The following is a 23,841-nucleotide window of genomic DNA, read 5'->3' as shown; positions in this document are numbered from 1 at the left end:
CTCCTCAGAACTCGAGGTCATCCCGCGACAGAACTTCCGTTCTCGTCGTCAATACGTTCGGCGAGATCGCTCCAGTCGGCTGCACAGCGGCGGGCCAGCTGGGCCACCAGGACCAGGCAATGCGGTGGCACACCGTCGAGGAGCCGGACGAATTCTTCTACATCGAGGAGGTGTCTTTCGAGCTGCCCTAGCAGGGCCCGACCCGACTGCTTGTGCCTGACCGACGGATCCCTTCTCATCTTTTCCAGGATCGAAGGCACCTCGGGCAGCCCTGCATTTCGCCCGCGAGCCGCCAACTGCGCCGCCGCCGTGCGGTTCTGCGCCGCCTGCGGTGCGCTCGGCACGGGATCCTCACCCCTGCGTAGCCGCTCGCGCACGTCACGTACGGTCGTCGGTGAGATCCCCGCATCCCGGGCGACCTCCCTCAGGGATGCCTCCGGTTTGCTGCGCAGCAGCTCGGAGGCGAGCTGCCGGCCGACCGCCGCGTCCACGGGCCGGACCCTTCCGTCCATCCCGATCCTGGCGTCCAAGTGCTGCCGGACGTCGGTTGCACGCTGTCTCACGGTGCGCACCGACTTGGCGGAGATGCCCGCCGCGGCGGCGATGGCACGGTCTGACCACTGCGGATATGAGCGGATGAAGCGCTCGGCGGCCGCCTCTCGGTCCTTCCACGACAGCGGCAAACCATGGGTGATGTTGGCTCGCACTCCGCACAGGAATGACGCCTCATCGTCACCATCAAAGAATCTGACCTCGATGAATCGATCACCGCGCAACCGTGCGGCCATAACGCGGTGCATCCCGTCGACAATCCGCATCGAACCCCGCTGGACCAGTATCGGCGGAAGGACACCGTCCTGCCCAGAAAGCATTTTTGCGTGTTGTCTGTCGGTGCCATCCAGCCGCGGCGATTCCGCAGGGAGCAGGAGGTCGATGGATACGCGATGGACTTCTCCTGCGACTTCTTCCGGTAGTGCATCGCTTACAGACTGCGACGAATCAATCTCTTTGTGCACGAGCTACCCCCGGGCGTCCCGTTTGGTGTCAGCACTTTTCGTCCCCGTGGATCCAATCATGACAAGCATTGCACCCGCTTTGTGATCATATAGTTTGAAAACCGGCGATTCCAGAAGCGGTAAGGTTTGTAGTTAGATGTCCGTTCTGCTGGTCGGACAGCCAGCCTGGACGACTGGATCGCCCGCGCCCCACATGAGGTCGACGCCCGACGCCATCGGCGATCCCGTCCGCACCGAGCCCACGCTCCGGCGCCCCGCGCGCGCCGTTCCCTCGCGAACCCGGCAGAGCATGAAGGTCGTCGCCTGGCCGGGCGAAAACAACTCTCAATCGGCTCGATTGACCTTGCTCGCCTTTCAATGAGGATTGTTCATATATTCGCGCTACGAATCCCGCCGTTATCCACACCCGACAATTGCCGAGGGAAATGTCCATGCGAATCATCGGCTTCAACTTAAGTCATGACAGCAGCGCGTGTATCGTCGAGGACGGCGTCATACGTTCGGCACTTGCCCTCGAACGCACCTCGCGGGTGAAACGCGGAACCGTGCCAACGTACGCCTATGCAGCGGCCATGGCCGACCTCACCGAAGAAATGCTGGCCGACGCCGGCCTACATTCGGCTGAGATCGATTATTGGATCTCCTCCTCCACCGAATCGCGCAACATCGAAGAGGAGTCGCGGCTGAATCGAATACTCGGCCTGATGGTCCCGCCCGAGAAGTCGCTGCACCTGCCGTATCCCGGTCACCACCTTGCACACGCCAGCGCCGCCTTCTACTCTTCTGGATTCGACGAGGCAGCTGCGCTCGTCGTCGACGCCTACGGCTCGCGCGTCGGCCCCGGCCGCGAGCGCGAAACCGCCTTCCACTTCCGCACGGGATCCCCGCCTGAGCGGGTCTTCGGGATGGTCCGAGAGTCCGACCGTATCGCCGGGATTCAGCGAGACGGTCACACCTGGCTGCCCGCTGTCCCCAACGGGGTCGGCGAGCTGTACCGGATCATCACCCTGGCACTTGGGTTCTGCGAGTCCGGAACCGTGTACGACGACGCGGGCAAGACCATGGGCCTGGCCTCCTACGGCGAGCGAATGACACGGGAGAACCTGTTCATCGACGTCACGCCCGACGGCGGCATCAGCTTCGCGCGAACCCCGGACTCGCTGGTCGAGCTGGTACTGGCCGTGCGCGAGGGGGAGGAACTGCGGCTGATCCCGCACCCTTCCGGCTGGCCGTTCGAGCGCTTCCACCACGACCTGGCAGCACAGATCCAGTCGGAGTTCGAGGAGGCCTGCCTGCACTTGACCCGTCGGGCGCTGGCCACGACCGGCAGCCGGTCGCTGGTATTGTCCGGCGGCTGCTTCCTCAACTCGAGCCTGAACACGCGGATCCGGCGCGAGTGCGAGATCGACCGGCTGTTCGTCTTCCCCGCCGCGACCGACGACGGGAACTCCGCTGGTGCCGCGCTGTACGCGTACCACAACCTCATCGGGCGGCAACCGCCGGTGCGATCCGCGCTGCGCCACGTTTACCTCGGGCCGTCCCGGGTCGCCGGACGGGACCTGGCCGCGCTCGCCAACCGGTGGCACCTGCGCAGCCACCAGCACGGCAGTACCGCCGAGATGGTGATGGCCGCCGCGGCGGCCATCGGGCGCGGCGAGATCGTGGGCTGGTTCCAGGACCGCGCCGAGTTCGGCCCGCGGGCACTGGGCGCCCGATCGATTCTGTGCCACCCCGGCATGGACGGCATGAAGGACAGGGTCAACACGCGGGTGAAGTTCCGCGAGTCCTTCCGCCCGTTCGCCGGGTCTGTCCTGAGCGAGCAGGCCTACAAGTTCTTCGAAATCCCGGCCGAAGAGAGCCCCTTCATGCTGCACATCTGCCCGGTGCTGCCGGTCCGGAGGGGATCCATCAGCGAGATCGTGCACGTCGACGGCACCTGCCGGATCCAGACCGTCGCCGAGGACACACCCGGCCCCTACCGCGCGCTGCTCGAGGCCGTCGAACGGGAGACGGGCCTGCCCATAGTCCTGAACACCTCGTTCAACCTGCGCGGCATGCCCATCGTGGAACACGCGGAAGACGCCGTCGACTGTCTGTACGGCTCGCGCCTGGACCGGCTCTTCATCGGCGACGTAGAGGTCGAAGCCCCGGACCTGGACGCCCTGTGTCCCGTGACCACCAACCTCAGCACGGAGCGGGCGAACTGCTCCGAAGCCGAGATCCTGGCGCTGGCGGATGGGTTCCGGCCGATGACCGCGATCGCCGACGAGCTCGGTATCGACATCTACCAGGCGGTCGACGCCGCGCTCGAGCTGAGAAGGCACGGTCTCCTCCGGTGGGCGAGGGTCCCCGAGCGCGTACGGCCCGCCGTACCCCTGCCTCAATACTCCCCAAGCACCACAATCTGACATCGCCTACTACCATCACCCGCCGACGTCAGCGCAGGCCGGACAGCCTGATCTCCGGCTGCCCGGCTCCGGCGGCCAGGACGGCGGCGAAGTCGCCGGCGAACGTGTCGGCGGTGGCCTGCGTGAACAGGTCACGGCGGTAGTGCACCTCCACGGTGTCATCCCTGACGATGGTCAGCAGGTCGAGCGTGGTGCCGCTCTGTCCGGCCCGCACCGGCGAGCACACGATGCCCGGCAGCGCGACCCGGCTGGTGCGAGCGCCCAACGACTGGAAGCCCACCTGCACGATCGGGTTCCTGCTCAGGTCACGCGGAGGCCGCATCACCGTGACGAGCCGGTCGAAGGGGGTGTCCGGGTGCCGGTAGGCACCGAGCGCCGCCGAGCGCACCCGGCCGAGCAGCTCGGCGAAGCTCGGATCGCCCGCGCACCGCATCCGCAACGCGAGCGTGTTGACGAACAGGCCGACGAGGTTCTCCGTCTCGATACGCGTGCGGTTGCCGGCGAAGGTGCCGATGACGAAGTCGTCCCTGCCCGTGCTCAGGCTGATGGTCGCGACGTAGGCCGCGAGCATCGTCATGAAGGGCGTCGCCCCCGACGCCTTGGACGTCACGGCCACCGTACGCATCGTCTCGGCAGGTAACGTGAGCTCGACCACGGCCTCGGCCGACGCTCCCTGGGCGCCACGCGGATGGTCGAGCGGCAACTCCAGTTCCAGCGGCACCCCGTCTAGATGCGCCCGCCAGTAGTCGAGCCCGCTGTCCACCGAACGCTCGCGTTGCCAGCAGGCGTAGTCGGCATACTGGATGGGCAGTGGAGCGAGCTCGGGCTGGTTGCCCATGATCTCGGCGCGATAGCAGGCGCACAGGTCGCGCCAGAACACGTCCAGCGACCAGTCGTCGGCCACGATGTGGTGCATCACCACCAGGAGGATGTGGTCAGCCGCGCCGAGCCGTAGCAGCAGCATGCGTACCAGCGGCCCGTCGGCCAGTGAGAACGGCCGCAGCGATTCCTCCTCGATCATCACCAGCGCCGCCCGCTCCCCCGCCGCGCTCCCCTCCAGGTCTCGCACTTCGAACGGCACCGGCGAGTCCCGACCGACGAGCTGGTACGGCAGGCCGTCACGCTCAGGGAAGGTCGTCCGCAGCACGTGGTGGCGCGCCATCGTGCCGGCCAGCGCCAGACGCAGCGCGTCCGGGTCGAGGTCACCCCGCAATCGGTAGGACTCGTAGAGGTTGTGGTCGGCGCTCCCTGGCGCGAGCCGGTCAAGGAGCCAGAGCTGCTGCTGGGCGGAGGAGAGCGGGATGCCGGTGTCCCGGTGGCCTGCGAGCGGGATCGAGGACACGGGCGTGGCGGCGCTGTCGACGATCTCGCCGAGTCGTTCGACGGTGGCGGCGGTCAGCATCGCGTCGATGGACACCTCCGCCCCGAGCGCCTGCCGTATCCGGGCGCAGACGGCGGTCGCGGCCAGCGACTGCCCGCCCAGATCGAGGAAGGCGTCGCGGACGCCGACCGGTGATACTTCCAGGACGTCCTGCCATATCTCGCTCAGCGCGCGTTCGGTGGAGGTGCGCGGGGCGAGGTAGCTCTGGTCCAACTCGGGGCGGGCGGTGCCGGGGTCGGGCAGGGATTTGCGGTCGATCTTTCCGCTGACCGACATCGGCACTTCCCCGATCGTGACGCACACGGTCGGGATCATGTATTCGGGCAGCCTTCGCGACAGCCACTCCCGCATGGAGTCGATCCGCAGGGGGTCGGCGCCGTCCTCGGCGGGCACCAGGTACGCGATGAGCCGCTGGTCGCCGGCCTTGCCTGCCTGGCACGTGACGGCTGCCGCCGCGACCGCGGGATGGTCGGCCAGCGCGGCCTCGATCTCGCCCAGCTCCACCCGGTTTCCCCGGATCTTGACCTGCTGATCGAGCCTGCCCAGGTAGTCGATGGAGCCGTCCGGCAGCCGTCGAACCAGGTCGCCGGTCTGGTAGAGGCGGGCGCCCGGCTCGGTGGCGTGCGGGTCGGGCACGAACAAGTCGGCGGTCAGCCCCGGGCGGCGGTGGTAGCCGCGTGCGAGCTGCACCCCGGCCAGGCACAGCTGTCCCTCCTCCACCGGCTGGAAATCCTCGTCGAGCACGTGGGCCCGGGTGTTGGCGATGGGCAGGCCGATCGTGACCGACTCGCCGGGCAGGCAGTGGGCGGCGGTGACCTCGATGGTGGCTTCGGTGGGACCGTAGAGGTTGTAGACGTCACAGCCGATCCGCTCGTACACAGCCGCCACCAGGTCGCCGGGGAGTGCCTCGCCGGTGCACATCAGCCTGCGCAACGTCGGCAGCGCGCCGAACGGCGTGGCCAGGAAGGCGCGCAACATCGACGGCACGAAGTGGACGTTGGAGATGTTCCGCTCGTTGATCACGCGCGCCAGGTACGCGGGGTCGCGGTGCCCGCCGGGCCTGGCCATCACCACTGTCGCACCGTACGACAACGGCCAGAACAGCTCGGGCACCGACACATCGAAGCTGTAGGGCGTCTTCTGAAGCAGCCGCTCGCCCGATGACAAGCCGAAATACTCCTGACCCCAGACGATGCGGTTGACCACGCCCCGGTGCGCCACCACGACGCCCTTCGGCCGGCCGGTCGAGCCCGAGGTGTACATCACGTACGCGGGGTTGTCCGGGTGGGCGCCCGGCCGGGGGTTGTCCTCCCGCCCCGCGCACTCGTCCTCGACGTACACCAGGACACCGCTGTAGTCGCCGACGCTTCCTTCCAGTTTCCTGCTGGTGATCACAACAGGCGCGCCCGAGTCGGCCACCATGTAGGCGAGGCGGTCGGCCGGGTAATCCGGGTCGAGTGGCACGTACGCGCCGCCCGCCTTCAGTACGGCCAGCAGCACCACCAGCATGTCCGTACCACGATGCAGGCAGACCCCGACGCAGCTCTCGGGCCCGACACCCAGGGCGCGCAACTGATGCGCCAGGCGGTTGGCCCTGAGGTTCAGCTCCGCATAGGACGTTTCGCCGTCCACTTCGTCGTCGATCACGGCCAGAGCGTCAGGAGTCTTGCTGACCTGGGCCTCGAACAGCTCATGTACGCAAGGACTTCTCACCGGCCGACCTCCTTGAGACGAATGGATGGGGGACGGCTGCGCCTCGCGCTCACCACCACGTCACCGGCGAAAAGCCCCCGGCCTCCGAAAATACTGAGGCTCCCTAGCGGCCACCAGCCGGACACCTCCCGCCATAGCCCGTCCTGATCCGCATATCCGGTCATCGACGGACACGGGCCGGGCGAAGTAGCGTACGGCCTGATGATCTCAAACCCCCGCGCGCCGTCGAAGACGGACAGCGCCGCCGATGACCACACGTCCAAGGGCGGACCGGCCTCGGTTGGACGGCGCTGACATGGCGGAGCGGGAGTTGAGCCCGGACTGCCGACGCTGCTTCGGGCTGTGCTGTGTCGCCCCCGCCCTGCGCGCCTCGCCCGAGTTCGCGATCGAGAAAGACGCCAACGAGCCGTGCCTCAACCTGCGGGCCGACGACTTCCGCTGCCGCATCCACGACACACTCAGGCACAGCGGCTTCCCGGGGTGCGCGATTTACGACTGCTACGGCGCCGGCCAGCGGGTCGCGCAGGAGACCTTCGGCGGTACTGACTGGCGGCAGGCCCCGCACACCTCCACGACCATGTTCGCCACCTTCATGATCATGCGGCAGCTCCACGAACTGCTCTGGTACCTCGACGGGGCGCTGCGGCTTACCACCGCCACGGCTCTCCACGACGAACTGCGGCAGGCGAGCGCCGAGATCGACCTGCTGGCCTCCGGCGATGCTGTCACGCTGCTAGGGCTGGACGTGGCGGCGCACCGCCGAGAGGTCGAGGCCCTACTCCTTCGCACCGGAGCCGCCATCCGCGGCCAATAGGGAACCCTTCATCCCATGGCCCTGGCAAAGTGGCGCTGATGGCCATGATGTCCAGTTCATGGCTTGAGGACCGTGCGGCCGAGCCGAAGCGACAGGACGGGCCACCCAGCTGAACGAACAGGCACGACCTTCGAGATCATGAGGTTCTCGACGCCAAATGATCAGAGAAGGCCGTGCCTGCCCCCTTGTCATTGCCGATCACCCCTGCCCTGAACCACTTGACGACCGTGACCTGCGGTTCCGCGCCTGCTGCCGTCGCCGAGTACGCCAGCCTGCTCGATCACCTGCGCCAAGTTCCCGACCCACGGCGGCGACGCGGCATCCGCCACACGCTCGCCTCGATCCTGACGATCACCGCAGCCGCCGTACTGGCCGGAGCACGGTCCTTCACCGCCGACGCGCTCCACACCCAGCGCGAGCACGCCACCTTCCTGGTGACCGACAAGAACGCCCACTACATCCTGATCGTCAAGAAGAACCAGCCCACCCTGCACACCCAGCTCAAACGGCTGCCGTGGAAGCAGGTCCCCATCGCCGACCGACAGCGCGATCGCGGGCACGGCCGCGAGGAGCGCCGCACGCTGAAGGTACTCACCGTCAAAGCCGGCCTGCTCTTCCCGCACGCGGCACAGGCCATGCAGATCAAACGCCAGGTCAGGGACCTGGACAAGGGCAAGTGGCGGACCGTGACCGTCTACGCCATCACCGGCCTGCCCACCTGGCAGGCCGACCCCGCCGACCTGGCCACCTGGATCCGCGGCCACTGGAGCATCGAAAACCGGCTCCACTACGTCCGCGACGTCACCTACGGCGAAGACCACTCCCAGGCCCGCACCGGCAACGCACCCCGCAACATGGCCGCCCTGCGCAACCTCGCCATCGGCGCACTACGCCTGACCGGCGCAACCAACCTCGCCCAAGCCATCCGGCACCTCTCCCGAAACGCCACCCGCCCCCTGACCGTCCTCGGAATCACATGATCAACTGACTTTGCCGGGGCCCTGAGACGGAGCCGTCACGATGAACAGCACCGCGTCATCGTGAACGTGGCGGCCGGATCTCGGCCCGGACCTACCAGATGTCCCACCGAGAAAGAAATGCGGGCGTGACGCAATTCCGAATGCCTTCCAGGCGCTGTCTTCCCTGGTGACAGCCTTGAAGTATGAGGTACTCCGACAAAAAGCCGAGGGCGGGCCGGGACCGGCCCACCCGGTCAGGCAGGGTTCGCGGGACGGCCGCCTCACCGGCCCCGGTCCGCACCGGACAGCGCCCTACCGGCAGGTCTTCGTCTCCACCGAGCAGTGCTTGACTTCGGGGAAACGCCCGGAGGGCTTGTTCAGCAAGGGTTGTGGCTTCTTCAGCAGGTGCTGGTCGAGGAAGGCGCGCACGTACGCACGGGTGATCTCCATGGAGCGAACCCCGGACAGCTCGGCGCCGGACTCGATGCCGAGCTGGTCGACCAGCACGCCGAGGTCGGTGAAGGACGTGTGCTCCGCCCCGGTCACCATGAGCCAGCGCTTCCAGCCGTTCAGCTGCTTCCAGTCACGCTCCCAGGTGGCGGCCGCCTCTCCCTGACCCGGGGTGTAGGAGGACTGCTTGCCCAGGAACAGGAACGGCCGCGACAGCCCGCCGTCCGGGATCGGGGCCTGTGTGGTGCCGTCCATGTCGATTCCGGCGCGTACCCGGGAGTCCGTGAGCATGGTCGGGATGGTGCTCGCTCCTCCGGCGGAGTGGCCGGCCATCGCGATCCTGGATGGGTCGATCAGGCGGGCGCCTTTCCATTTCGGGTGTGACCCGGTCAGCCGGTCGAGCACGAAGGAGACGTCGGCCGCCCGGCTCCTCCCCAGTTTCTCCCACCACGCCGGGTCCTTCTTGATCTCGCACGTGACACAGGTGGCGACCCGTCCGTCGGGGAAGGTGGTGGCGACGTTCTCGTATGTGTGGTCGATCGCGGCCACCACGTAACCTCTGCTCGCCAGATCCTCGGCCAGCGCCGTCAGTTCGGACCGGGGCTTGGTGAAGCCGGGGGAGAGTACGACAAGAGGTAGACCGTGCTTGCGACCTTCCGGTTCGGCGTCGCTGAAGGCATTGGTCCGTGTCTTGCTCAGCACGTCCAGCGGCACTGTGGTGATCTCCCCACTTCTCAGGAGGAGCTCGGACTCCTTCGGTGTCATGTACTGCGCCCGGTGGCGGCCCGGTGACTTCGCCGGGTACCACAGGGAGATCATGAGCTCCCGCGCCTTCGCCTCGGGGACCCACGGGTCGGGCCGGGAGGTGTCCTTCAGGTAGAGGGACGTGGTCCCGATCGCGTGCGTGCCAGTCGGCTTGGGCAGGTAGGGCGTGCTGCTCGAGGTCGGTGAAAGGCCGGCGGAGGCAGGCGCGGACGCGGACGAGGCAGACCCGGACCAAGAGGACGCGGCTGAGGCGGACGCGGCTGACGCGGTGGCCACGAAGGCGAGCAGCCCGGTCGCGGCGACCGCACCGCCGCACAGGATCCGGCTCCGCGACGCAGGCCTTCCGCCGCGGGAGGTGCCCCGCTCGGCGGACGCCCCTCCCCCGGCGGTGCGCGCCGGCGCACCCGCGCCGCCGTACCGCCTGCCCGTACCCGTGCCCGTGCCCGCCGGCTCTGTCACATGACCCATGAACGTGTCCGTCCTTCGATCGGAATGGCCGCTTCGGCGGGAAGTCCCGCAGCGACCTGATGGCAGGGACGAGGCTAGAAGCGGCCGATGTCCACGCGCGTCGGCCGTCGCACCGATATCGGATACCTCCGGGGAACGACCTGCTCGTGGTGTCATCCCTGCGATGTACTCCCAACGGACACCGCCCTGGTCACTGAAGACGATGCGCGACAGATCACGCGAACACGACAATGTTCCGATGGCAGCAGACGAACGATGGCTTTGGCGGCGATACGTGCTGGACGCACTGCGTCCGGAACCGCGCACCGCCCGTCCGTCTGGCAGGGCACTCGCCGCCGACACGCTGCTCGCGATCTTCCTGACGATCGCCGCGCTGATGGCGGCGGGGGGACTCCAGGGGCCGGTCCATCGCGTCGACGTGCAGTCGCGCCCTCTGGTCGAGTTGCTGCGACTACGGCCGTCACCGGTGTCTCCCTCTCATCCGGCGTCTCCGTCTTCTCCGGCCTCCCCGGACGCGGGCATCGGCATCCGGCCACCCGTCCCGGCCCGGATCTTCCCACCACCCGTCCCGGCCCCGATCTCCCCACCACCCGTCCCAGCCCCGATCTCCCCACCGCCGGGCGTCGGCTCCGAGGGGTACGAGCCGCCCGTGCTTTTGGTGGCGCTGACCGCCTTACCTCTGGCGGCCCGGCGCCGGTATCCGCTCACCACCTTCTGGGCGGTGGTGTCGGCGGCGCTGGCCACGAACGGCGGCGAGACATGGATCACCGTGCTGACCTGTGCGATCGCCGGCTACAGTGTCATCACCCACAGCCGCAACCGCGTGCCCGCGGTGGCCGGCCTCCTGCTCGCGGCCGTGCTCGCCGGTGCCGTGGACCGGGACATCGCACCCAGCCTTCCCAGCTGGATGGGTCCCTACGTCGTCCTGCTGAGCGCCGGGGTCTGCGCGAGCATCGTCCGGTTCTGGCGGCGGAGCCAGGATCGGCTCGCCGAGCTTCAGCAGGATCAGCAGGACGCCATGCGGAAGGCGGTCGAGGCCGAGCGTTCCCGGATCGCCTCCGAACTCCACGATGTGGTGACCCACAATGTGAGCGTGATGGTGATCCAGGCGGGCGCGGCTCGCAAAGTGATGGACGCCGAGCCGGAACTGTCCAAGCAGGCACTGCTCGCGATCGAGACCAGCGGTCGAGCCGCCATGGCCGAACTGCGCAACGTCATGGGCCTGCTCGCCGGGTCGGAGGGCGGGCACGTGGACGGCCGGGGCGACGGCCTCGAACCACAACCCGGACTCGACCAGCTCGGCGGCCTCGTCGAGCGGGTACGCGCCGCGGGAGTGCCGGTGGATGTCAGGGTGTCGCCGCCGCCGAGTCCTCTGCCCGACGGAGTCGGTCTCGCCGTCTACCGCGTCGTGCAGGAGGCTCTGACCAACACGATGAGGCACGCGGCCGGCGCGGCGGCGTCCGTCGCGATCGATCATAGCGGCGACTGGCTGGAGATCGAGGTCGCCGACACCGGCGGCACGCGGGGCCCCCGGTCTCGGACCGGCAACGGCCGCGGGCTGATCGGGCTGCGTGAGCGGCTGGCCGTCTACGGCGGAACCCTGGTCGCCGGACCGACGACCGGCGGTGGATACCAGATCAGGGCCCGTCTCCCGTGGAGAACCGCATGAACCACCCGCTGCGCGCGGTCATCGCCGACGACCAGGCGCTGGTCCGCACCGGCTTCCGGATGATTCTCGCCGCCGACGGCATCGAGGTGGCGGCCGAGGCGGCCGACGGAGCCGAAGCGGTCACCGCCGTCCGGCGAACCAGGCCCGACGTCGTGCTCATGGACATCCGGATGCCGCGGATGGACGGCATCGAAGCCACCCGCCAGATCATGAGCGGCGGAGCGGACGAGACTCGCGTCGTCATCCTGACCACCTACGATCTCGACCACTACGTCTACGCGGCCCTCACCGCCGGCGCCAGCGGCTTCCTGCTCAAAGACGTCAGCCCCGAGCACCTGGTGGCCGCGGTACGTCTGGTGCGCTCCGGTGACGCCCTGCTCGCGCCGACCATCACGCGCCGCCTCATCGAGCGCTTCGCCCACCGCGACGACGCCAAGGCCGGCCTCCACCGCGATCTGTCCGAGCTGACGCCACGAGAGTTGGAGGTGCTGCGCCTGCTGGCCACCGGCCTGAGCAACGCCGAACTCGCCGACCGGCTGACCCTCAGCCCGACGACGGTCAAGACCCACGTCGCGCGCATCCTGTCCAAACTCGGCCTCCGCGACCGCGTCCAGGCCGTCGTGCTGGCCTACGAAACCGGACTGATCTCTCCAGGCGGCCCATCGGGTGCCGGCTGAGGCGAGCCATGGGCTTGACCGGGTAGCCGCGACGAGCGCGAGTTCGAGCACGCCGGCGACATGGACCTGACCCGCTCCCTCGACCCCCACCTGGCCTTCGGCGCCGGGCCGTACTCCTGTCTCGGCCGGTCACTGGCCCGCACCGAGTTGCAGACCGTGCTCAAGGTGCTGCTGAAGCGCCTGCCCACGTTGGAGCCGGCCGTACCCGCCGACTCCCTCGCCCGCCGCGAAGGGCTCGTCGGCGGCGGCCTGCAGCAGATCCCCGTGAGGTGGTGACGGTGGCCGTCAAGACCGGAGGTGAGGCCCGCGAGGCGATACGACGGCTCGCTGTACGACTGAGGGGAATCGCACGAACATGAACATCACCGTTGATCCCGACAAGTGCTGCGGCGCGGGCCAGTGCGTGCTGCTCGTCCCCGAGGTGTTCGACCAGGGGACGACGGCATCGTGATCCTGCTGGACCCGGAACCGGCCGAGCCCTTCCACGCCGCTGTCCGCGAGGCCGCGAGCGTGTGCCCCGCAGCCGCGATCACCCTGGACGATCGGCGCCGGGCTCGCCGGTCGCCGTACGGCCATCGGCGCCAGGCCGCCCTCCACGAGTTTCTCAGCGCGACTTTTCTGCCCGATGTGGTCACCGGGGGAATGACGGCCTTGGCATCTCCAAAATTGGAGACCCTCTCTAGAGAGTCTCTCTGGATTTCCTCTAGACTCCCGGTCATGGACAATGCGGAGACACACCGCTCGAACCCCGCCCGGACGGCCGTGGTGACGGGGGGCAATCGTGGCATCGGATACGCCATCGCCGCGCGGTTACTCCAGGACGGGTGCGAGGTGGTGCTGGTCGCGCGTGACAGAGAACGGGGGGAGGCCGCGCGGGCGTCACTCGCCGAGTCCGGTGGGACCCGCGTGCGTCTCGTCGTCGGCGACCTGTCCAGCGTCCGGAAGGCACGTGCGGCCGCCGAGGCGCTCGGCGAGTCCTGCCCGCGCATCGATGTGCTGGTCCACAACGCCGGCCTGTGGCCGAGCCGGCGGATGCCGAGCGAGGGCGGGCTGGAGCAGGCCTTCGTCACCAACCATCTTGCGCCGTTCCTGCTCAACCACGAACTGGAGCCGTTGCTCGTCGCCTCCCGGGCACGGGTCGTGCAGGTGAGCGCCGGGCTGTACGTCAAAGGCCGGGCCGATCCGGAGCGCACCCCCACCGGCCTGGACTTCCATCCGATGCGGACCTACGCCGACACCAAGCTGTGCAACCTGTTGCTGGTGCCAAGGTTCGCCGAACGCTGGAAGGATGCCGGAGTGACCATCAACGCCGTTCACCCGGGAGTGATCCGCACCGGGCTGGGAGACCGTGGCGGGCCGCTGGGCTACCTGCTCAAGGCGGTGAAACTGCTGTGGAAGAGCCCGGATGTGGGCGCCGGACCTGTCGTCAGGCTCGCGCTGGCCGAGCAGGTGGCCAGGCGGACCGGCCGTTACTTCCACATCGAGGTCGAGCAGCCGCTCGCTCCGGTCGCCGCCGACGCCGCGCTCGCGGAGCGGCTCTGGACGCAGGCGCTGGAGCTCACCGGCCTCGAACAGACCCCGCCGCCGGCCCGGCACGATGTCGCCTAAGCAGCAGCGAGGCGAGGCGACCGTCGACAGGGTCCTGGCCGCGGCACTCGATCTCTACGCGGCCGAGGGGTCCGGTGGGCTGACCATGACCGCGTTGATCGCCGAGACCGGTGTCAGCAGTGGCAGCCTCTACCACCACTTCGGCAATGTCGACGGACTCACCGCGGCCCTCTACAGCCGTTGCATGTCCGAACTGCTCGACGCGCTCATCGCCGCGCTCGAGCGTTCCAGGACGGCCCGTGCCGGCGTGCGGGCCCTCGTCGAGGCTTATTTGCGATTCACCAGGGACAGCCGGGCGGCGGCGCACTTCATCCACGCCTCGTCCTATGCCGACTTCCTGCCGGCCCACGCGGAGCGCATCGCGGAGGCGAAGGCGCCCAGGATGCGCCGGATCGCCGACTGGCTCCGTCCCCACGTGGAGGCCGGGCATGTCATCGCCCTGCCCGACTTCCTCACCGAGATGCTCGTGATCGGCCCGGTGGCGGAGACCTCCCGCCGCTGGCTCGCCGGAGCGCCCGACATCGACTTGGTGATCGCGGCGCGCCTGCTACCCGAACGCATCTGGCAATCGGTCCGCGGCGAACATTCGCCGCCTTCCGGCACACGCCTGTGAGATGCGATGACGATCGGCGCCCTGACCCGCCGAAGACGAACTCTCAGGCCGCTGCGCGCGGATATCCGGCCAGAGCGTCCTTGTCTCGCAGCGCCTGTAGCTCGCCGCGCGACAGTGTCACGGTGAACAGGCCGGGATCGTTTCCGGCTTGGGTCAGCCGCCTGCCGTCCGGGTGCCAGGCCCCGCTGCCGCCGCACGACTCCCATCCCGGCCCCGTTCCGGCGTAGTTCGCGGCGACCGCGAACATCCGGTGGTCCATGGCCCGGGCCGCGAAGTGGACGTCCATGCGCCGCGCCTCCTCCCGGGTGTACAGAACCGTCCCGGCGTACACCTCGGCGCCGTCGCGGGCCGCGGCCTCGGCATGGGCGGGCACGCCGGCGTCATAGCAGATGGCGAGGGCGACGCGCCAGCCCTCGATGTCGAGGAGCGGCCCCTTTCCGGCGGGCTGGAACATGTTTCGCTCCAGGCCGTGCAGGTTCCGTTTGCCGTGGACGTGGACGTCTCCGTCGGGGCGCACCACCAGCGAGGCGATCCAGGTCGTGTCGTCGGGCCAGCGGTAGGCGGCGCCCACCACCGCGGTCACCCCGCGCTTCTCGGCGGCCTGACGAACGACGTCGAGCCTCGAATCATCCTCGGTCACCCAGGATGACGGGTCAGCGAAGAGAGACAGGTCGTAGCCCACCAGTGAGAGCTCGGGAAACAGGAGCAGCCTTGTCCCTGCATCGGCGGCACTGTGGATCAAAGCAGCCGCCGAACGGGCGTTAGCCCTCACATCCCCCGGTTCTGCGGATGTCTGTGCAGTTGCTACGACCAACGACTCTGACGGCATGCCCGGCATCATATCCGCCGAGATCTTGACGGCCCGCAGGGACCACGGGACGAGAACGTACGCCAAACCGTGATCTCGGGGCCTGACGTGCCGGCACTTCCGGCGGCCGCGAGCATGCCCGGGGCGCGACACGAAAACCGAGTGACTCGACGCTCGAACAACAAACCGGAGTTCCGCTGCGGCGCTTCGACCGGGATCCCGGCGGCCGACGGCCGGCGGTTCGCCGAACTGAACGCCGACCAGGTCTCCACGTTCTACCAGGACTCCGTGCCCAACAGGTCCTTGACCGTCACATGACACCCGGCCGGAGGTCGCGCGGACAGACATCGGAACTCCTGTGCAGCGAGGCGATCACCACGGCCCTTCGCTGCACAGGAGCACCACGGGCGGACCCACCCCCATCGAACGCTCGCAATGCACTCGCCCGACACGCCCGGTTCTCCTCACGGATCCCCGTTCGCCCAAGGGGAGGTCACTCAAAAGGAGGCCGCGCAAGAGAAGGCCGCGACCGGCAGGCGATACCGTTTCGACGCACCGCCCCTGCGCCTACTTCTCGGCCAAAGCGTGTGCGACGAGGGCGTTGGCGTGCCCGTGCCCAAGGCCGTACTCGGTCTTGAGCCAGCGAACCAGCTCCATGTGTTTGGTGAGCGGTGAGGACTCGATCAGCTCCAGCCACTCGGCGATAGGCCGACCGTACTTCTTCTCAATCGCCGGAAAATAGCTAACGGGGCCATCGGCAGTATTCGTCATGCGCCCAAGTCTGCCACCACACCTCGTCGATCACCTGCGTCCCGGCGGCCGGCCGGGGTGATGGCGGAGATCTGTGCGGCGAGCTCGGCCAGGTGGGCGAGCGAGGAGTCGGCGGCGGCGTCGGGGACGGCGACGATGACGTGGTCGATGCCCAGGGCGGCCAGGTCGCCACAGCGCTGGACGCTCTCTTCGACGCTCTGGCCGTCGGGGATGCGCAGGTGAAGGGTCTTGTCGATCTCCTCGTAGGGCCGCCCCAGTCGTTCGCAGTGGGTGCGCAGCACGCCGAGCTTGTGTCGCACGTCGGCGCCGTACAGGAAGTTACAGGCGTCGGCGTACTCGGCGACGAGACGGAGGGTCTTCTTCTCCCCGCTGCCGCCGATCAGGATCGGCGGGCGCGCCTGTGGCGCGTTGAGCGTGCGCTCCAGCCTGTAGTGCCGGCCCTCATACGGCTTGTCCTCCTCGCTCCACATCTGCCTGGCGATCTGGAGTGTCTCCTCCAGCCGCTCGAACCGCTCGGCCAGGGTGGGGAAGCGGAGGCCGAGACCGCGGGCCTCCTCCTCGTACCAGCCGGCGCCGATGCCGAGGACGGCGCGACCACCGGAGAGCGCGTCCAAGGTGCTGACCTGCTTCAGCAACAGGCCGGGCTCGCGGTAGGAGGCACCGGTGACGAGGGCGCCCAGCGTGACCCGGCTGGTGAGGGCGGCGGCGTAGGACAGCGCGCCGTACGCCTCCAGCATCGGGTCCTCCACGGAGCCGAAGTTGGGTATCTGGAAGAAATGGTCCATCACCCACAGGCTGTGCAGCCCCGCCTCGTCGGCGCCGCGGGCGACGTCCGCGAACCGCCCGGCGATGGCGGAGTCGCCGCCGGGCCAGGTGAAGCGAGGGCAGGTCAGACCGAGTTTCATCGAGCACTCCTTGGTCGGGCGGGCATACCGGCCGCAGGATGACGCGGCATCGCGGCTGCGGGCATGAAAAAACCCTCTCGCCCGGGTTGCTGAACCCGAGGCAGAGAGGGCGTCGTATGAGTGATTATCCCATGAGCCGCGCGGCATCCGCCGACATGATCGGTCCGGCGGCGTCCTCAGGGGTGCCGGCGTGCGGCTTCACCTGGACGGACGCCCGAGTCCTGTACGGAGGTCAGGTCGGTGACGACGCCGTTGCGGGCGATCACGAGGATGCCGCCGTCGGTCCGCTCGCTCAGACCGCACTCCTACCGGAGATGATCCCTCGTGCGAGGGAGGAGGCTGGCGCCGCGGGGGGAGGGACCGGCCGGAGCAAAGCGGCAGGATCGTGGGCATGACCTCGACCAATCCTTCGACCAAGCCCTCGTTCAGGTCTTCGGCGGCCGCCTGGGCCGGAGCCGCCGCCCTGACCCCCTACATGGTGATGAAGACCTACTGGGCGTTCGGCGGGACGGCGGGCAGGCCCGGCGGGGACCTGGCCGCGCAACTGCGGGCCAACGGCGCACCCGAGGCGCTGGTGTGGATGGAGCAGCACGGGCTTGACTTCACCGCGCTGGGGGCACTGGTCGGGGTGGCGTTGCTGATGGCGCTGGTTTCGCCTTGGGGCAGGAGGCTGCCGCGCTGGAGCCTGCTGGTGCCCGGCTGGGCGGGGGCGTTGGCGCTGACGCCGTATGGGCTGGTCACCATGATCGCCGCGTCTTTGGGCGTCACCGTCGGCGACGCCAACGGATGGTCGGCCTGGGTGGGGATCGTCGGCGGTCTGGCGTTCGCCGGGCTGGGCGCGGCGCTTGGCGTGTGCAGCCGGTCCTACCAGCAGCGGACCGAACACGCCACCCGCCGGCAGACGTCATCGACCTGCTAACGTACCCGCTCACCACGGTGCTGGACGGCCGCAACGCCCACCTGGGCGACGGCGTGCGGCGTGCACTCGGCCGCCTGCCCCGCGACTTCGCCGACTTCGCTCGCCGTACCGCTGCCGCCGGCGTCTGGAATCAGCGCTGACCCCCAGAAAAATCCACAGACGGCCTGCCGGTCACCTGTCCGGCGAGGCCGTACCACCATCTGGAGAGCGGTTTTGAAAGCCCTCAGCACCATCGCCCTCGTTCTGTCCACGCTCAGCGCCGGACTCATGGCCGGACTCTTCGCCGCCTTCGCCTACTCGGTGATGCCCGGACTGAGGCAGAGCAGCGACCGCACCCTCGTCGAGGCCATGCAGAAGATCAACGTCGCCATCATCAACCCGGTCTTCATGCTCGTGTTCATGGGCGGTCTGGTTTTCACGCTCGCCGCCGTCGCCCTGCACTGGCAGGGTGACCTGCGCCCCGTCCTGCCGTGGGTGATCGCCGGATGCGTGCTCTATCTCGTGATGTTGGGTGTCACCAGCGCGGTGAACGTCCCCCTGAACGACCAGCTGGCCCGAGCCGGCAAGCCGGTGAAGATCGCCGACCTGGCGGCGGTGCGAGAGTCGTTCGAGGCCCGCTGGGTCACCTGGAACATCGTCCGGGCCCTCGCCGCCACCGGCTCGTTCGGATGCTTCATCTGGGCGCTGGTCGTCCACGGACAGTCCCGCGCCTGACCTCCGCGACACTCCTCGCCGCGGCCTTCGCCGCTGAAGGCCGTGCGGAATCACACTGGACAGCGACTACACACACGTATAGCATCCTAAATCAACGAGTAGTCAGCTATACATGCGTGTAAGGATGAATAAGCGTGAGCATGGCCGGATCCGACCCCGAAGACCTCACCGCGCGCGCTCGCATCAGGGACGCCGCGATGCTGCACTTCGCCGAGCAGGGGTTCGAACGGGCCACGATCAGAGGCATCGCCGAGACCGCCGGTGTGTCGTCAGGGCTGGTGCGCCACCACTTCGGCTCCAAGCAGGCGCTGCGCGAGGCGTGTGACGCACACCTGGTCAAGATGATCCGCAGGCTCAACGACGAGGTCCGGTCAGGCCACGCGCTCGACAAGACGAACCCCGTCGCCACCGCCAACGCCGCGATGGGTCCCTACCGGGGGTATCTGGCCCGCGCGCTGGTGGAGGGATCGGCCGAGGCCGTGTTCGACCAGATGGTCGAGCTCACCGAGGAGTGGCTCGCCGACGCCGACCGGAAACGTCCCGACGCCCCTGACGTCGACAGGAAGGTCAGGGCGGCGGTGAGCACCGCGATGGCGCTGGCCGTCGCGGTGCTGCACAAGCACCTCTCCAGAGGCATGGGCGTCGATCTGTTCAGCCCCGAGGGAGACCTGCTGCTGGCCAGGGCCCTCATCGACATCCACTCGCATCCCATGCTCAGCATCGAGGACGCCGCCGAGACCAGAGCCGCTCTTGACAGGCTCCAGCTCGCGCCGTCCAGGACAGACCGCGGAGCCCCGCCCCGCCAACGCGAGGAGCATCACCATGACTGACGCCGTCTCGGTGGTACGGCCTGCGCCGCCGGGACATGTCGCCCGGCTGATGCGACGCGGCCGAATTCCCCTCCGAACGTCTCAGGAACATGAAGGAGCACGATGTCCGAGTCCGTGACCCCCGCACCGCTCCCGACGACCCCCGCACCGCTCCCGACCGCCCGCACGACGGACCGTCCCTTCGACCCTCCGGACGGTCTCGCGCTGCTGCGCGAGAGTAATCCGATCAGCCCCCTGGCCTACCCCGACGGCCACGTCGGCTGGCTCGTCACCGGCCATGCCCTGGCACGCGCCGTCCTCGCCGACCCCCGCTTCAGCCACAGGGCCGAGCTCACCCACAGCCCTCTGGACGGGACGCGCATGGGCGCGCCCCAGCCGGCGCCTCCGGGGATCTTCACCTCGATGGACCCGCCCGAGCACACCCGCTACCGGCACCTGCTCACCGGCCAGTTCACCGTCCGCAGGATGCGCCGGCTGACCGGCAGGATCCAGGAGATCACCGCTGAACACCTGGACGCGATGGAACGGCAGGGTCCGCCCGTCGACCTCGTGGAGGCGTTCGCGCTGCCCATCCCCGGCCTGGTCATCTGCGAGCTGCTGGGGGTGCCCACCATCGAGCGGGCCAGGTTCCAAAGCGACATGTCCAAGCTGACGAGTCTGGAGGTCCCCGCCGACGAGAAGATCGCCGCCTTCGGCGCGCTTCAGGCGTTCATGCTCGACCTGGTGCTCGCCAAGCGCGCCGAGCCGGCCGACGACCTGCTCAGCGGCTTGGTCACCGGCACCGACCTGACCGACGAGGAGCTGACCAACATCGGCGGCGTCCTGATGGGCGCGGGCTTCGAGACCACCGCGAACATGCTCGCTCTCGGCGCCTACGCCCTCTTGCGCCATCCGGACCAGCTCGCCGCGCTCCGCGCGGACACGGGCCTCACCGACAAGGCCGTCGAGGAGCTCCTGCGCTATCTGAGCATCATTCCCGGCACCGTCAGGGCCGCGCTCGAAGACGTCGAGCTGGGCGGACGGCTCGTCAAGGCGGGCCAGTCGGTCATGGTCTCCATCCCCGCCGCCAACCGCGACCCCCGGCACTTCGCCGACCCCGACACGCTGGACCTCCACCGGCCCGCCACGGGACACGTGGCCTTCGGCCATGGCATCCACCAGTGCCTCGGCCAGCAGCTGGCGCGCGTAGAGATGCAGGTCGGCATCCCCACGCTGTTCGCCAGGTTCCCGACGCTGCGCCTGGCCGTATCGCCCGAGGAGGTGCCCCTGCGCACCGACATGATGATCTACGGTGTGCACCGGCTTCCTGTCACCTGGGACAGGTGATCAGATGACACGGATCGACGTGGACAGGGGACGCCGCTGCGGCTCGTGACGCCGCCACCGGGCCCGTTGCCGCTGTCACAGCGCGTGTCCGCCCGAGGTGAGAGTCGCGGACAGGTGCGCCCGTGATCGATGGTCGGCGGTGCCGGGACCGCCGAAGGGTCCTCAGCGCCGGCCCTTTCGGCGGATCTTGATGTCGCGCATGTCCGTCACCGCGGTGCGGAGGATCCGGTACGGCTGGTCGTACGCGCCCAATGCCGCGATCGCCCGCCCCGTGGCCTCGTTCTCTCCGTCGTCGGGGCCAGCGGGAACCTGGCAGCGGAAGGTGAACGCCGACAGGCTCTCGTCGTGGGTGAACGTGCCCGCCTCGGTGAAGGCGGCGCCGCCTGCCGCGAGGGTCGCGTCGCGGCCGGAATCGGTCAGCGCGTCGAACTTGCCGGAGATGATCACTCTGAACATGGTCGGTCCTTCCGTACGGCAGAACATGGTCGGTCCTTCCGTACGGCATAGGTGAGGATGCGTGCGCCGAGCGCGCTTGCGGGTGGCGTCGAGGAGATCCAGCACCGCCTCGGTGATCATATCGAGGCTCTCCCCTGCCGTGACGCGCCGGCCGATCTCGGCGTACACCGGGAATACAGGCAGCCGAGATGCCAGGCCACCACACGGGGAAGCGGGTCCTCCGGCGCGGCCCCGACCTCCTCGGCGAGCACTACGGTGCGGACTCGACGTCCTGGAGGAGTTCATCGTGAACGACGGCCGGCTGATGGGACTCAGCCGCGCCGGCGGCACCCGCCCCCGCAAGCGCTCACGCGGCGGGGGCTGAGGCGACAGCGGAGAGGCGGCCGGTCACGCGGGCGCGATGTTGGCGTTGAGCCGGAAGAGATTCTCCGGATCGTAGCGCCGCTTGATCTCGGCCAGCCGCTGGAGGTTCTCGCCGAACGCCGACCGGACCAGATCTGGCGTCTGCCCCGGTTCGTCGCCGTCGAAGTTGAGGTAAGCCCGGCCGGTCGAGAACTCCTCGGCCTGGCCGATGACCTGGCGGACCCAGGCGATATGGCGCGCCGGGTCGCCGTCGAACCAGTTGCCGTCCACGCTCAGCATGCTGACCGCGCTACGGTCGCCGTAGGCGGTGTCATCCGGGCTCACGCGGCTCACCGCCCCGCCGAGCAGCGGCACGTGGATCATGGTCTGCGGCGTGGTCCGCGCGAACCCGCTCCGCACGATCAGGTCCGCCGCCCGGCCGGGTGGCCCGCTCATGAACAGCGACTTCCAGTAGCTGGCCAGCTCACCCTTGGTGAAGAAGAAGTCGAAGGCCCCCTGGAACATGCGGTACGGCATCGGGGCGCTCAGGTCGACGAGCGGGGCGCCGAGCCGCCGTATCGGCTGGAGGATCTTCTCGCCCTCGTCGGGCGGCCCCGCGTAGAGGGCGGCGGTGATGAGCACCTGCCTGCCGTGGACCTGCGGGGGCATGTGCGGGTCGCTCGGAATGGTCCAGAAGACGGCTCTGGTGGTGACCTCGTCCGGCACCGTCTGCGTCCAGTCGCTCCAGGCGCGGAAGACCTCGCCGGAATCTTCGGCGTACATCGGCACCGCGCACATCACGGTCGGCCCGACGGGATGAGCGGTGAACTCGAAGGACGTGACCACCCCGAAGTTGCCGCCGCCGCCTCGCAGCGCCCAGAACAGGTCCTCGTTCTCGGACCGGCTGGCCCGCAGCAGCCGCCCGTCGGCGGTGACGACCTCGGCGGCTCGCAGGTTGTCGCAGGCCAGCCCGTACTTGCGGTGCAGCCAGCCGATCCCGCCGCCCAGGGTGAGCCCGGCGACACCGGTCGTCGACACTATCCCGCCCGGAACCGCAAGACCGAACGCCTGAGCCTCGCGGTCGACGTCTCCCCATGTGGCGCCCCCCTGGACGCGGACCAGCCGAGCGTCGGGATCAACCCAGACGCCTCGCATCCCGGACAGGTCGATCAGCAGGCAGCGATCTCGGACGGAGTGGCCCGCGACGCTGTGCCCGCCCCCGCGCACCGCCGCCAGCAGGCCGTACTCTCGGGCCAGGTTGACGGCGTCGATGACGTCGGCGGTACCCGAGCACCTGATGACGAGGGCGGGCCGGCGATCGATCAGCCCGTTCTGCACGACGCGCACCGCGTCGTAGTCGTCGTCCTGCTGTGTGATCAGCGGGCCTCGGAAGGTCATCCGAAGTTCTTCGAGTCTGTCGTCGTCCAGTGTGGCGCTCTCACCCGAGAGTGTCTCGACCTTGATCGACATGGACTGCTCCCTCTAGGAAGGTGGGTGGTGCTCGAGTGGACCTCTCTCCGCGCGGGGCGTTTCCCCGCCGGTGGGCGACCGGCGGATCCCGCTGAGACGTGCGGCGCGCGGCGGTCTTCCCGGCCCTGCCGCTTCCCGCGAACCGCTCGGGGCCGCCACGCCATCGGGCGGCGACGTATTGAAATCACCCCGTGACTTCAACGGTAACGCCGCCGCTTCGCCCGTCCGCATCCGGTGTCGACGGCCGCCTCCGCCGCTCGCCCAGCCGTCGATCCCGCGCGAGCCGTCCACCATCTCAATACTTCCTAGGGGCTATAGGTATTTACTTAATAGATATAGGCAATGCAGCGTTCCGGGTCGTGGAAGCGGTGGATGATCAGGAGATCCGCGCGGCGTCCGTCGGCTGCCCCATGGGAGAGACCAGGCGGCCGGCGCTCCCACGCGCGGGGCCGGGCCCTCGCACGGTGAACTCGGCGCGGCCGGCACCGTGTTCGTCGGCGGACGCAAGGTCGTGGAGCTGTGGGGTGGGATCGCGGACGAGCGGACCGACCGGCCGGCCGTGGGAGGAGGACACGGCCGTCCCGGTCTTCTCCTGCGCCAAGGGCGACGACGGTGCGGGCGGCCGGTTCGCCTTCGGCGACGACGAGTTCGGGGTGGGTTTCGGCTACGTCGCCGACCGGATGATCGGCCATGGCGACGCGCGTGCCGACCGGCTCGTCGCGGCAGCACGGGAGTGCCCGACCGGCGGATGAGCCATAC

Annotated in this window: 23 protein-coding genes and 1 pseudogene; 16 read left to right on the top strand and 8 right to left on the bottom strand. The window is 68.8% G+C overall.

All coding sequences use genetic code 11. The features are described 5' to 3' along the window. Nucleotides 1-17 precede the first annotated feature (17 nt). Nucleotides 18-1,016, bottom strand: a complete 999-nt coding sequence (locus tag ACQPYK_RS21085) for a ParB N-terminal domain-containing protein (RefSeq protein WP_433257635.1) — start codon at nt 1,014-1,016, stop codon at nt 18-20. A 572-nt stretch (nt 1,017-1,588) separates the two neighbouring features. On the opposite strand from ACQPYK_RS21085, the gene ACQPYK_RS21080 reads away from it, so the two are divergent. Further along, nucleotides 1,589-3,424, top strand: coding sequence for a carbamoyltransferase C-terminal domain-containing protein (locus ACQPYK_RS21080; RefSeq protein ID WP_433257633.1), 1,836 nt, complete (start codon nt 1,589-1,591; stop codon nt 3,422-3,424). Nucleotides 3,425-3,452: 28 nt separating this feature from the next. Here ACQPYK_RS21080 and ACQPYK_RS21075 read toward each other — a convergent pair whose 3' ends face one another. Beyond that, the gene (locus tag ACQPYK_RS21075; protein ID WP_433257630.1) at nt 3,453-6,518 is read right to left on the bottom strand and encodes an amino acid adenylation domain-containing protein; all 3,066 of its coding nucleotides are present in this window, start codon (nt 6,516-6,518) and stop codon (nt 3,453-3,455) included. 247 nt (nt 6,519-6,765) lie between these two features. Between ACQPYK_RS21075 and ACQPYK_RS21070 the strand changes: the two genes are divergently transcribed. Both ACQPYK_RS21070 and ACQPYK_RS21065 read left to right on the top strand, forming a co-directional pair. After that, on the top strand, nt 6,766-7,332 hold the full coding sequence (locus ACQPYK_RS21070; RefSeq protein ID WP_433257628.1) for a hypothetical protein: 567 nt from the start codon (nt 6,766-6,768) through the stop codon (nt 7,330-7,332). Nucleotides 7,333-7,559: 227 nt separating this feature from the next. Continuing rightward, the gene (locus ACQPYK_RS21065) at nt 7,560-8,312 is read left to right on the top strand and encodes an ISAs1 family transposase (RefSeq protein WP_433258873.1); all 753 of its coding nucleotides are present in this window, start codon (nt 7,560-7,562) and stop codon (nt 8,310-8,312) included. A gap of 291 nt (nt 8,313-8,603) precedes the next feature. Here the strand turns inward: ACQPYK_RS21065 and ACQPYK_RS21060 are convergent, their stop codons facing one another. After that, nucleotides 8,604-9,974, bottom strand: a complete 1,371-nt coding sequence (locus ACQPYK_RS21060) for an alpha/beta hydrolase family protein (RefSeq protein WP_433257625.1) — start codon at nt 9,972-9,974, stop codon at nt 8,604-8,606. Nucleotides 9,975-10,212: 238 nt separating this feature from the next. On the opposite strand from ACQPYK_RS21060, the gene ACQPYK_RS21055 reads away from it, so the two are divergent. The 6 genes and pseudogenes from ACQPYK_RS21055 (at nt 10,213) to ACQPYK_RS21030 (ending at nt 14,541) form a co-directional block, all read left to right on the top strand. Further along, nucleotides 10,213-11,643, top strand: a complete 1,431-nt coding sequence (locus ACQPYK_RS21055) for a sensor histidine kinase (protein WP_433257622.1) — start codon at nt 10,213-10,215, stop codon at nt 11,641-11,643. After that, the gene (locus tag ACQPYK_RS21050) at nt 11,640-12,320 is read left to right on the top strand and encodes a response regulator (protein ID WP_433257620.1); all 681 of its coding nucleotides are present in this window, start codon (nt 11,640-11,642) and stop codon (nt 12,318-12,320) included. Before ACQPYK_RS21055 ends, ACQPYK_RS21050 begins: the two co-directional genes overlap by 4 nt. Nucleotides 12,321-12,380: 60 nt before the next feature. Then, nucleotides 12,381-12,596, top strand: a complete 216-nt coding sequence (locus ACQPYK_RS21045) for a cytochrome P450 (protein WP_433257617.1) — start codon at nt 12,381-12,383, stop codon at nt 12,594-12,596. Between the two features lie 79 nt (nt 12,597-12,675). Continuing rightward, nucleotides 12,676-12,863: pseudogene (locus ACQPYK_RS21040) on the top strand (ferredoxin); the annotation flags it as partial. Between the two features lie 174 nt (nt 12,864-13,037). Continuing rightward, nucleotides 13,038-13,928, top strand: coding sequence for an SDR family NAD(P)-dependent oxidoreductase (locus ACQPYK_RS21035; protein ID WP_433258871.1), 891 nt, complete (start codon nt 13,038-13,040; stop codon nt 13,926-13,928). Next, nucleotides 13,918-14,541 (top strand): TetR/AcrR family transcriptional regulator, encoded by a 624-nt coding sequence (locus tag ACQPYK_RS21030; RefSeq protein ID WP_433257615.1) that lies wholly within the window; start codon nt 13,918-13,920, stop codon nt 14,539-14,541. The genes ACQPYK_RS21035 and ACQPYK_RS21030 overlap by 11 nt, the downstream gene beginning before the upstream one ends. 43 nt (nt 14,542-14,584) lie before the next feature. On the opposite strand, the gene ACQPYK_RS21025 is transcribed toward ACQPYK_RS21030, so the two are convergent. Continuing rightward, complete coding sequence (locus ACQPYK_RS21025; RefSeq protein ID WP_433257613.1) at nt 14,585-15,370, bottom strand: carbon-nitrogen hydrolase family protein; 786 nt, start codon at nt 15,368-15,370, stop codon at nt 14,585-14,587. A gap of 141 nt (nt 15,371-15,511) precedes the next feature. Between ACQPYK_RS21025 and ACQPYK_RS21020 the strand changes: the two genes are divergently transcribed. Next, a complete protein-coding gene (locus ACQPYK_RS21020; RefSeq protein WP_433257611.1) occupies nt 15,512-15,667 on the top strand; it encodes a hypothetical protein in 156 nt (51 codons plus the stop codon). Between the two features lie 249 nt (nt 15,668-15,916). On the opposite strand, the gene ACQPYK_RS21015 is transcribed toward ACQPYK_RS21020, so the two are convergent. Further along, nucleotides 15,917-16,120 (bottom strand): DUF4287 domain-containing protein, encoded by a 204-nt coding sequence (locus tag ACQPYK_RS21015; protein ID WP_433257609.1) that lies wholly within the window; start codon nt 16,118-16,120, stop codon nt 15,917-15,919. Then, on the bottom strand, nt 16,117-17,025 hold the full coding sequence (locus tag ACQPYK_RS21010) for an LLM class F420-dependent oxidoreductase (RefSeq protein WP_433257607.1): 909 nt from the start codon (nt 17,023-17,025) through the stop codon (nt 16,117-16,119). The genes ACQPYK_RS21015 and ACQPYK_RS21010 overlap by 4 nt, the downstream gene beginning before the upstream one ends. A gap of 391 nt (nt 17,026-17,416) precedes the next feature. Between ACQPYK_RS21010 and ACQPYK_RS21005 the strand changes: the two genes are divergently transcribed. The 5 genes from ACQPYK_RS21005 (at nt 17,417) to ACQPYK_RS20985 (ending at nt 20,814) form a co-directional block, all read left to right on the top strand. Continuing rightward, on the top strand, nt 17,417-17,944 hold the full coding sequence (locus tag ACQPYK_RS21005) for a hypothetical protein (protein WP_433257605.1): 528 nt from the start codon (nt 17,417-17,419) through the stop codon (nt 17,942-17,944). A gap of 17 nt (nt 17,945-17,961) precedes the next feature. After that, nucleotides 17,962-18,084 (top strand): hypothetical protein, encoded by a 123-nt coding sequence (locus tag ACQPYK_RS21000; RefSeq protein ID WP_433257603.1) that lies wholly within the window; start codon nt 17,962-17,964, stop codon nt 18,082-18,084. Between the two features lie 73 nt (nt 18,085-18,157). Next, nucleotides 18,158-18,658, top strand: coding sequence for a DUF1772 domain-containing protein (locus ACQPYK_RS20995; protein ID WP_433257601.1), 501 nt, complete (start codon nt 18,158-18,160; stop codon nt 18,656-18,658). A gap of 140 nt (nt 18,659-18,798) precedes the next feature. Next, nucleotides 18,799-19,488: a TetR/AcrR family transcriptional regulator gene (locus ACQPYK_RS20990; protein WP_433258869.1), complete on the top strand. Its 690-nt coding sequence runs from the start codon at nt 18,799-18,801 to the stop codon at nt 19,486-19,488. A gap of 102 nt (nt 19,489-19,590) precedes the next feature. Further along, nucleotides 19,591-20,814, top strand: a complete 1,224-nt coding sequence (locus tag ACQPYK_RS20985; protein ID WP_433257599.1) for a cytochrome P450 — start codon at nt 19,591-19,593, stop codon at nt 20,812-20,814. Between the two features lie 162 nt (nt 20,815-20,976). Here the strand turns inward: ACQPYK_RS20985 and ACQPYK_RS20980 are convergent, their stop codons facing one another. Both ACQPYK_RS20980 and ACQPYK_RS20975 read right to left on the bottom strand, forming a co-directional pair. After that, nucleotides 20,977-21,390: a DUF6204 family protein gene (locus ACQPYK_RS20980; RefSeq protein ID WP_433257597.1), complete on the bottom strand. Its 414-nt coding sequence runs from the start codon at nt 21,388-21,390 to the stop codon at nt 20,977-20,979. A gap of 267 nt (nt 21,391-21,657) precedes the next feature. Continuing rightward, the gene (locus tag ACQPYK_RS20975; protein WP_433257595.1) at nt 21,658-23,082 is read right to left on the bottom strand and encodes an FAD-binding oxidoreductase; all 1,425 of its coding nucleotides are present in this window, start codon (nt 23,080-23,082) and stop codon (nt 21,658-21,660) included. Nucleotides 23,083-23,606: 524 nt separating this feature from the next. Between ACQPYK_RS20975 and ACQPYK_RS20970 the strand changes: the two genes are divergently transcribed. Continuing rightward, a complete protein-coding gene (locus tag ACQPYK_RS20970) occupies nt 23,607-23,834 on the top strand; it encodes a hypothetical protein (protein ID WP_433257592.1) in 228 nt (75 codons plus the stop codon). Nucleotides 23,835-23,841 lie beyond the last annotated feature (7 nt).

The sequence above is a fragment of the Streptosporangium sp. CA-135522 genome (assembly GCF_050949235.1).
Taxonomy (GTDB): Bacteria; Actinomycetota; Actinomycetes; order Streptosporangiales; family Streptosporangiaceae; genus Streptosporangium.
The sequence above is the reverse complement of the archived record's forward strand: the minus strand, read 5'-3'. Positions and strand labels throughout refer to the sequence as shown.

Excerpts from the sequence above, each read along its gene's own strand:
- ACQPYK_RS21060 (WP_433257625.1), bottom strand. The coding sequence starts at position 9,974 with ATGGGTCATGTGACAGAGCCGGCGGGCACGGGCACGGGTACGGGCAGG.
- ACQPYK_RS21055 (WP_433257622.1), top strand. The coding sequence starts at position 10,213 with ATGGCAGCAGACGAACGATGGCTTTGGCGGCGATACGTGCTGGACGCA.
- ACQPYK_RS21010 (WP_433257607.1), bottom strand. The coding sequence starts at position 17,025 with ATGAAACTCGGTCTGACCTGCCCTCGCTTCACCTGGCCCGGCGGCGAC.
- ACQPYK_RS21070 (WP_433257628.1), top strand. The coding sequence starts at position 6,766 with ATGACCACACGTCCAAGGGCGGACCGGCCTCGGTTGGACGGCGCTGAC.
- ACQPYK_RS21025 (WP_433257613.1), bottom strand. The coding sequence starts at position 15,370 with ATGCCGTCAGAGTCGTTGGTCGTAGCAACTGCACAGACATCCGCAGAA.
- ACQPYK_RS21045 (WP_433257617.1), top strand. The coding sequence starts at position 12,381 with ATGGACCTGACCCGCTCCCTCGACCCCCACCTGGCCTTCGGCGCCGGG.
- ACQPYK_RS21080 (WP_433257633.1), top strand. The coding sequence starts at position 1,589 with ATGGCCGACCTCACCGAAGAAATGCTGGCCGACGCCGGCCTACATTCG.
- ACQPYK_RS21035 (WP_433258871.1), top strand. The coding sequence starts at position 13,038 with ATGGACAATGCGGAGACACACCGCTCGAACCCCGCCCGGACGGCCGTG.
- ACQPYK_RS21015 (WP_433257609.1), bottom strand. The coding sequence starts at position 16,120 with ATGACGAATACTGCCGATGGCCCCGTTAGCTATTTTCCGGCGATTGAG.
- ACQPYK_RS21050 (WP_433257620.1), top strand. The coding sequence starts at position 11,640 with ATGAACCACCCGCTGCGCGCGGTCATCGCCGACGACCAGGCGCTGGTC.
- ACQPYK_RS20975 (WP_433257595.1), bottom strand. The coding sequence starts at position 23,082 with ATGTCGATCAAGGTCGAGACACTCTCGGGTGAGAGCGCCACACTGGAC.
- ACQPYK_RS20990 (WP_433258869.1), top strand. The coding sequence starts at position 18,799 with ATGGCCGGATCCGACCCCGAAGACCTCACCGCGCGCGCTCGCATCAGG.
- ACQPYK_RS21030 (WP_433257615.1), top strand. The coding sequence starts at position 13,918 with ATGTCGCCTAAGCAGCAGCGAGGCGAGGCGACCGTCGACAGGGTCCTG.
- ACQPYK_RS20985 (WP_433257599.1), top strand. The coding sequence starts at position 19,591 with ATGTCCGAGTCCGTGACCCCCGCACCGCTCCCGACGACCCCCGCACCG.
- ACQPYK_RS21005 (WP_433257605.1), top strand. The coding sequence starts at position 17,417 with ATGACCTCGACCAATCCTTCGACCAAGCCCTCGTTCAGGTCTTCGGCG.
- ACQPYK_RS20980 (WP_433257597.1), bottom strand. The coding sequence starts at position 21,390 with ATGATCACCGAGGCGGTGCTGGATCTCCTCGACGCCACCCGCAAGCGC.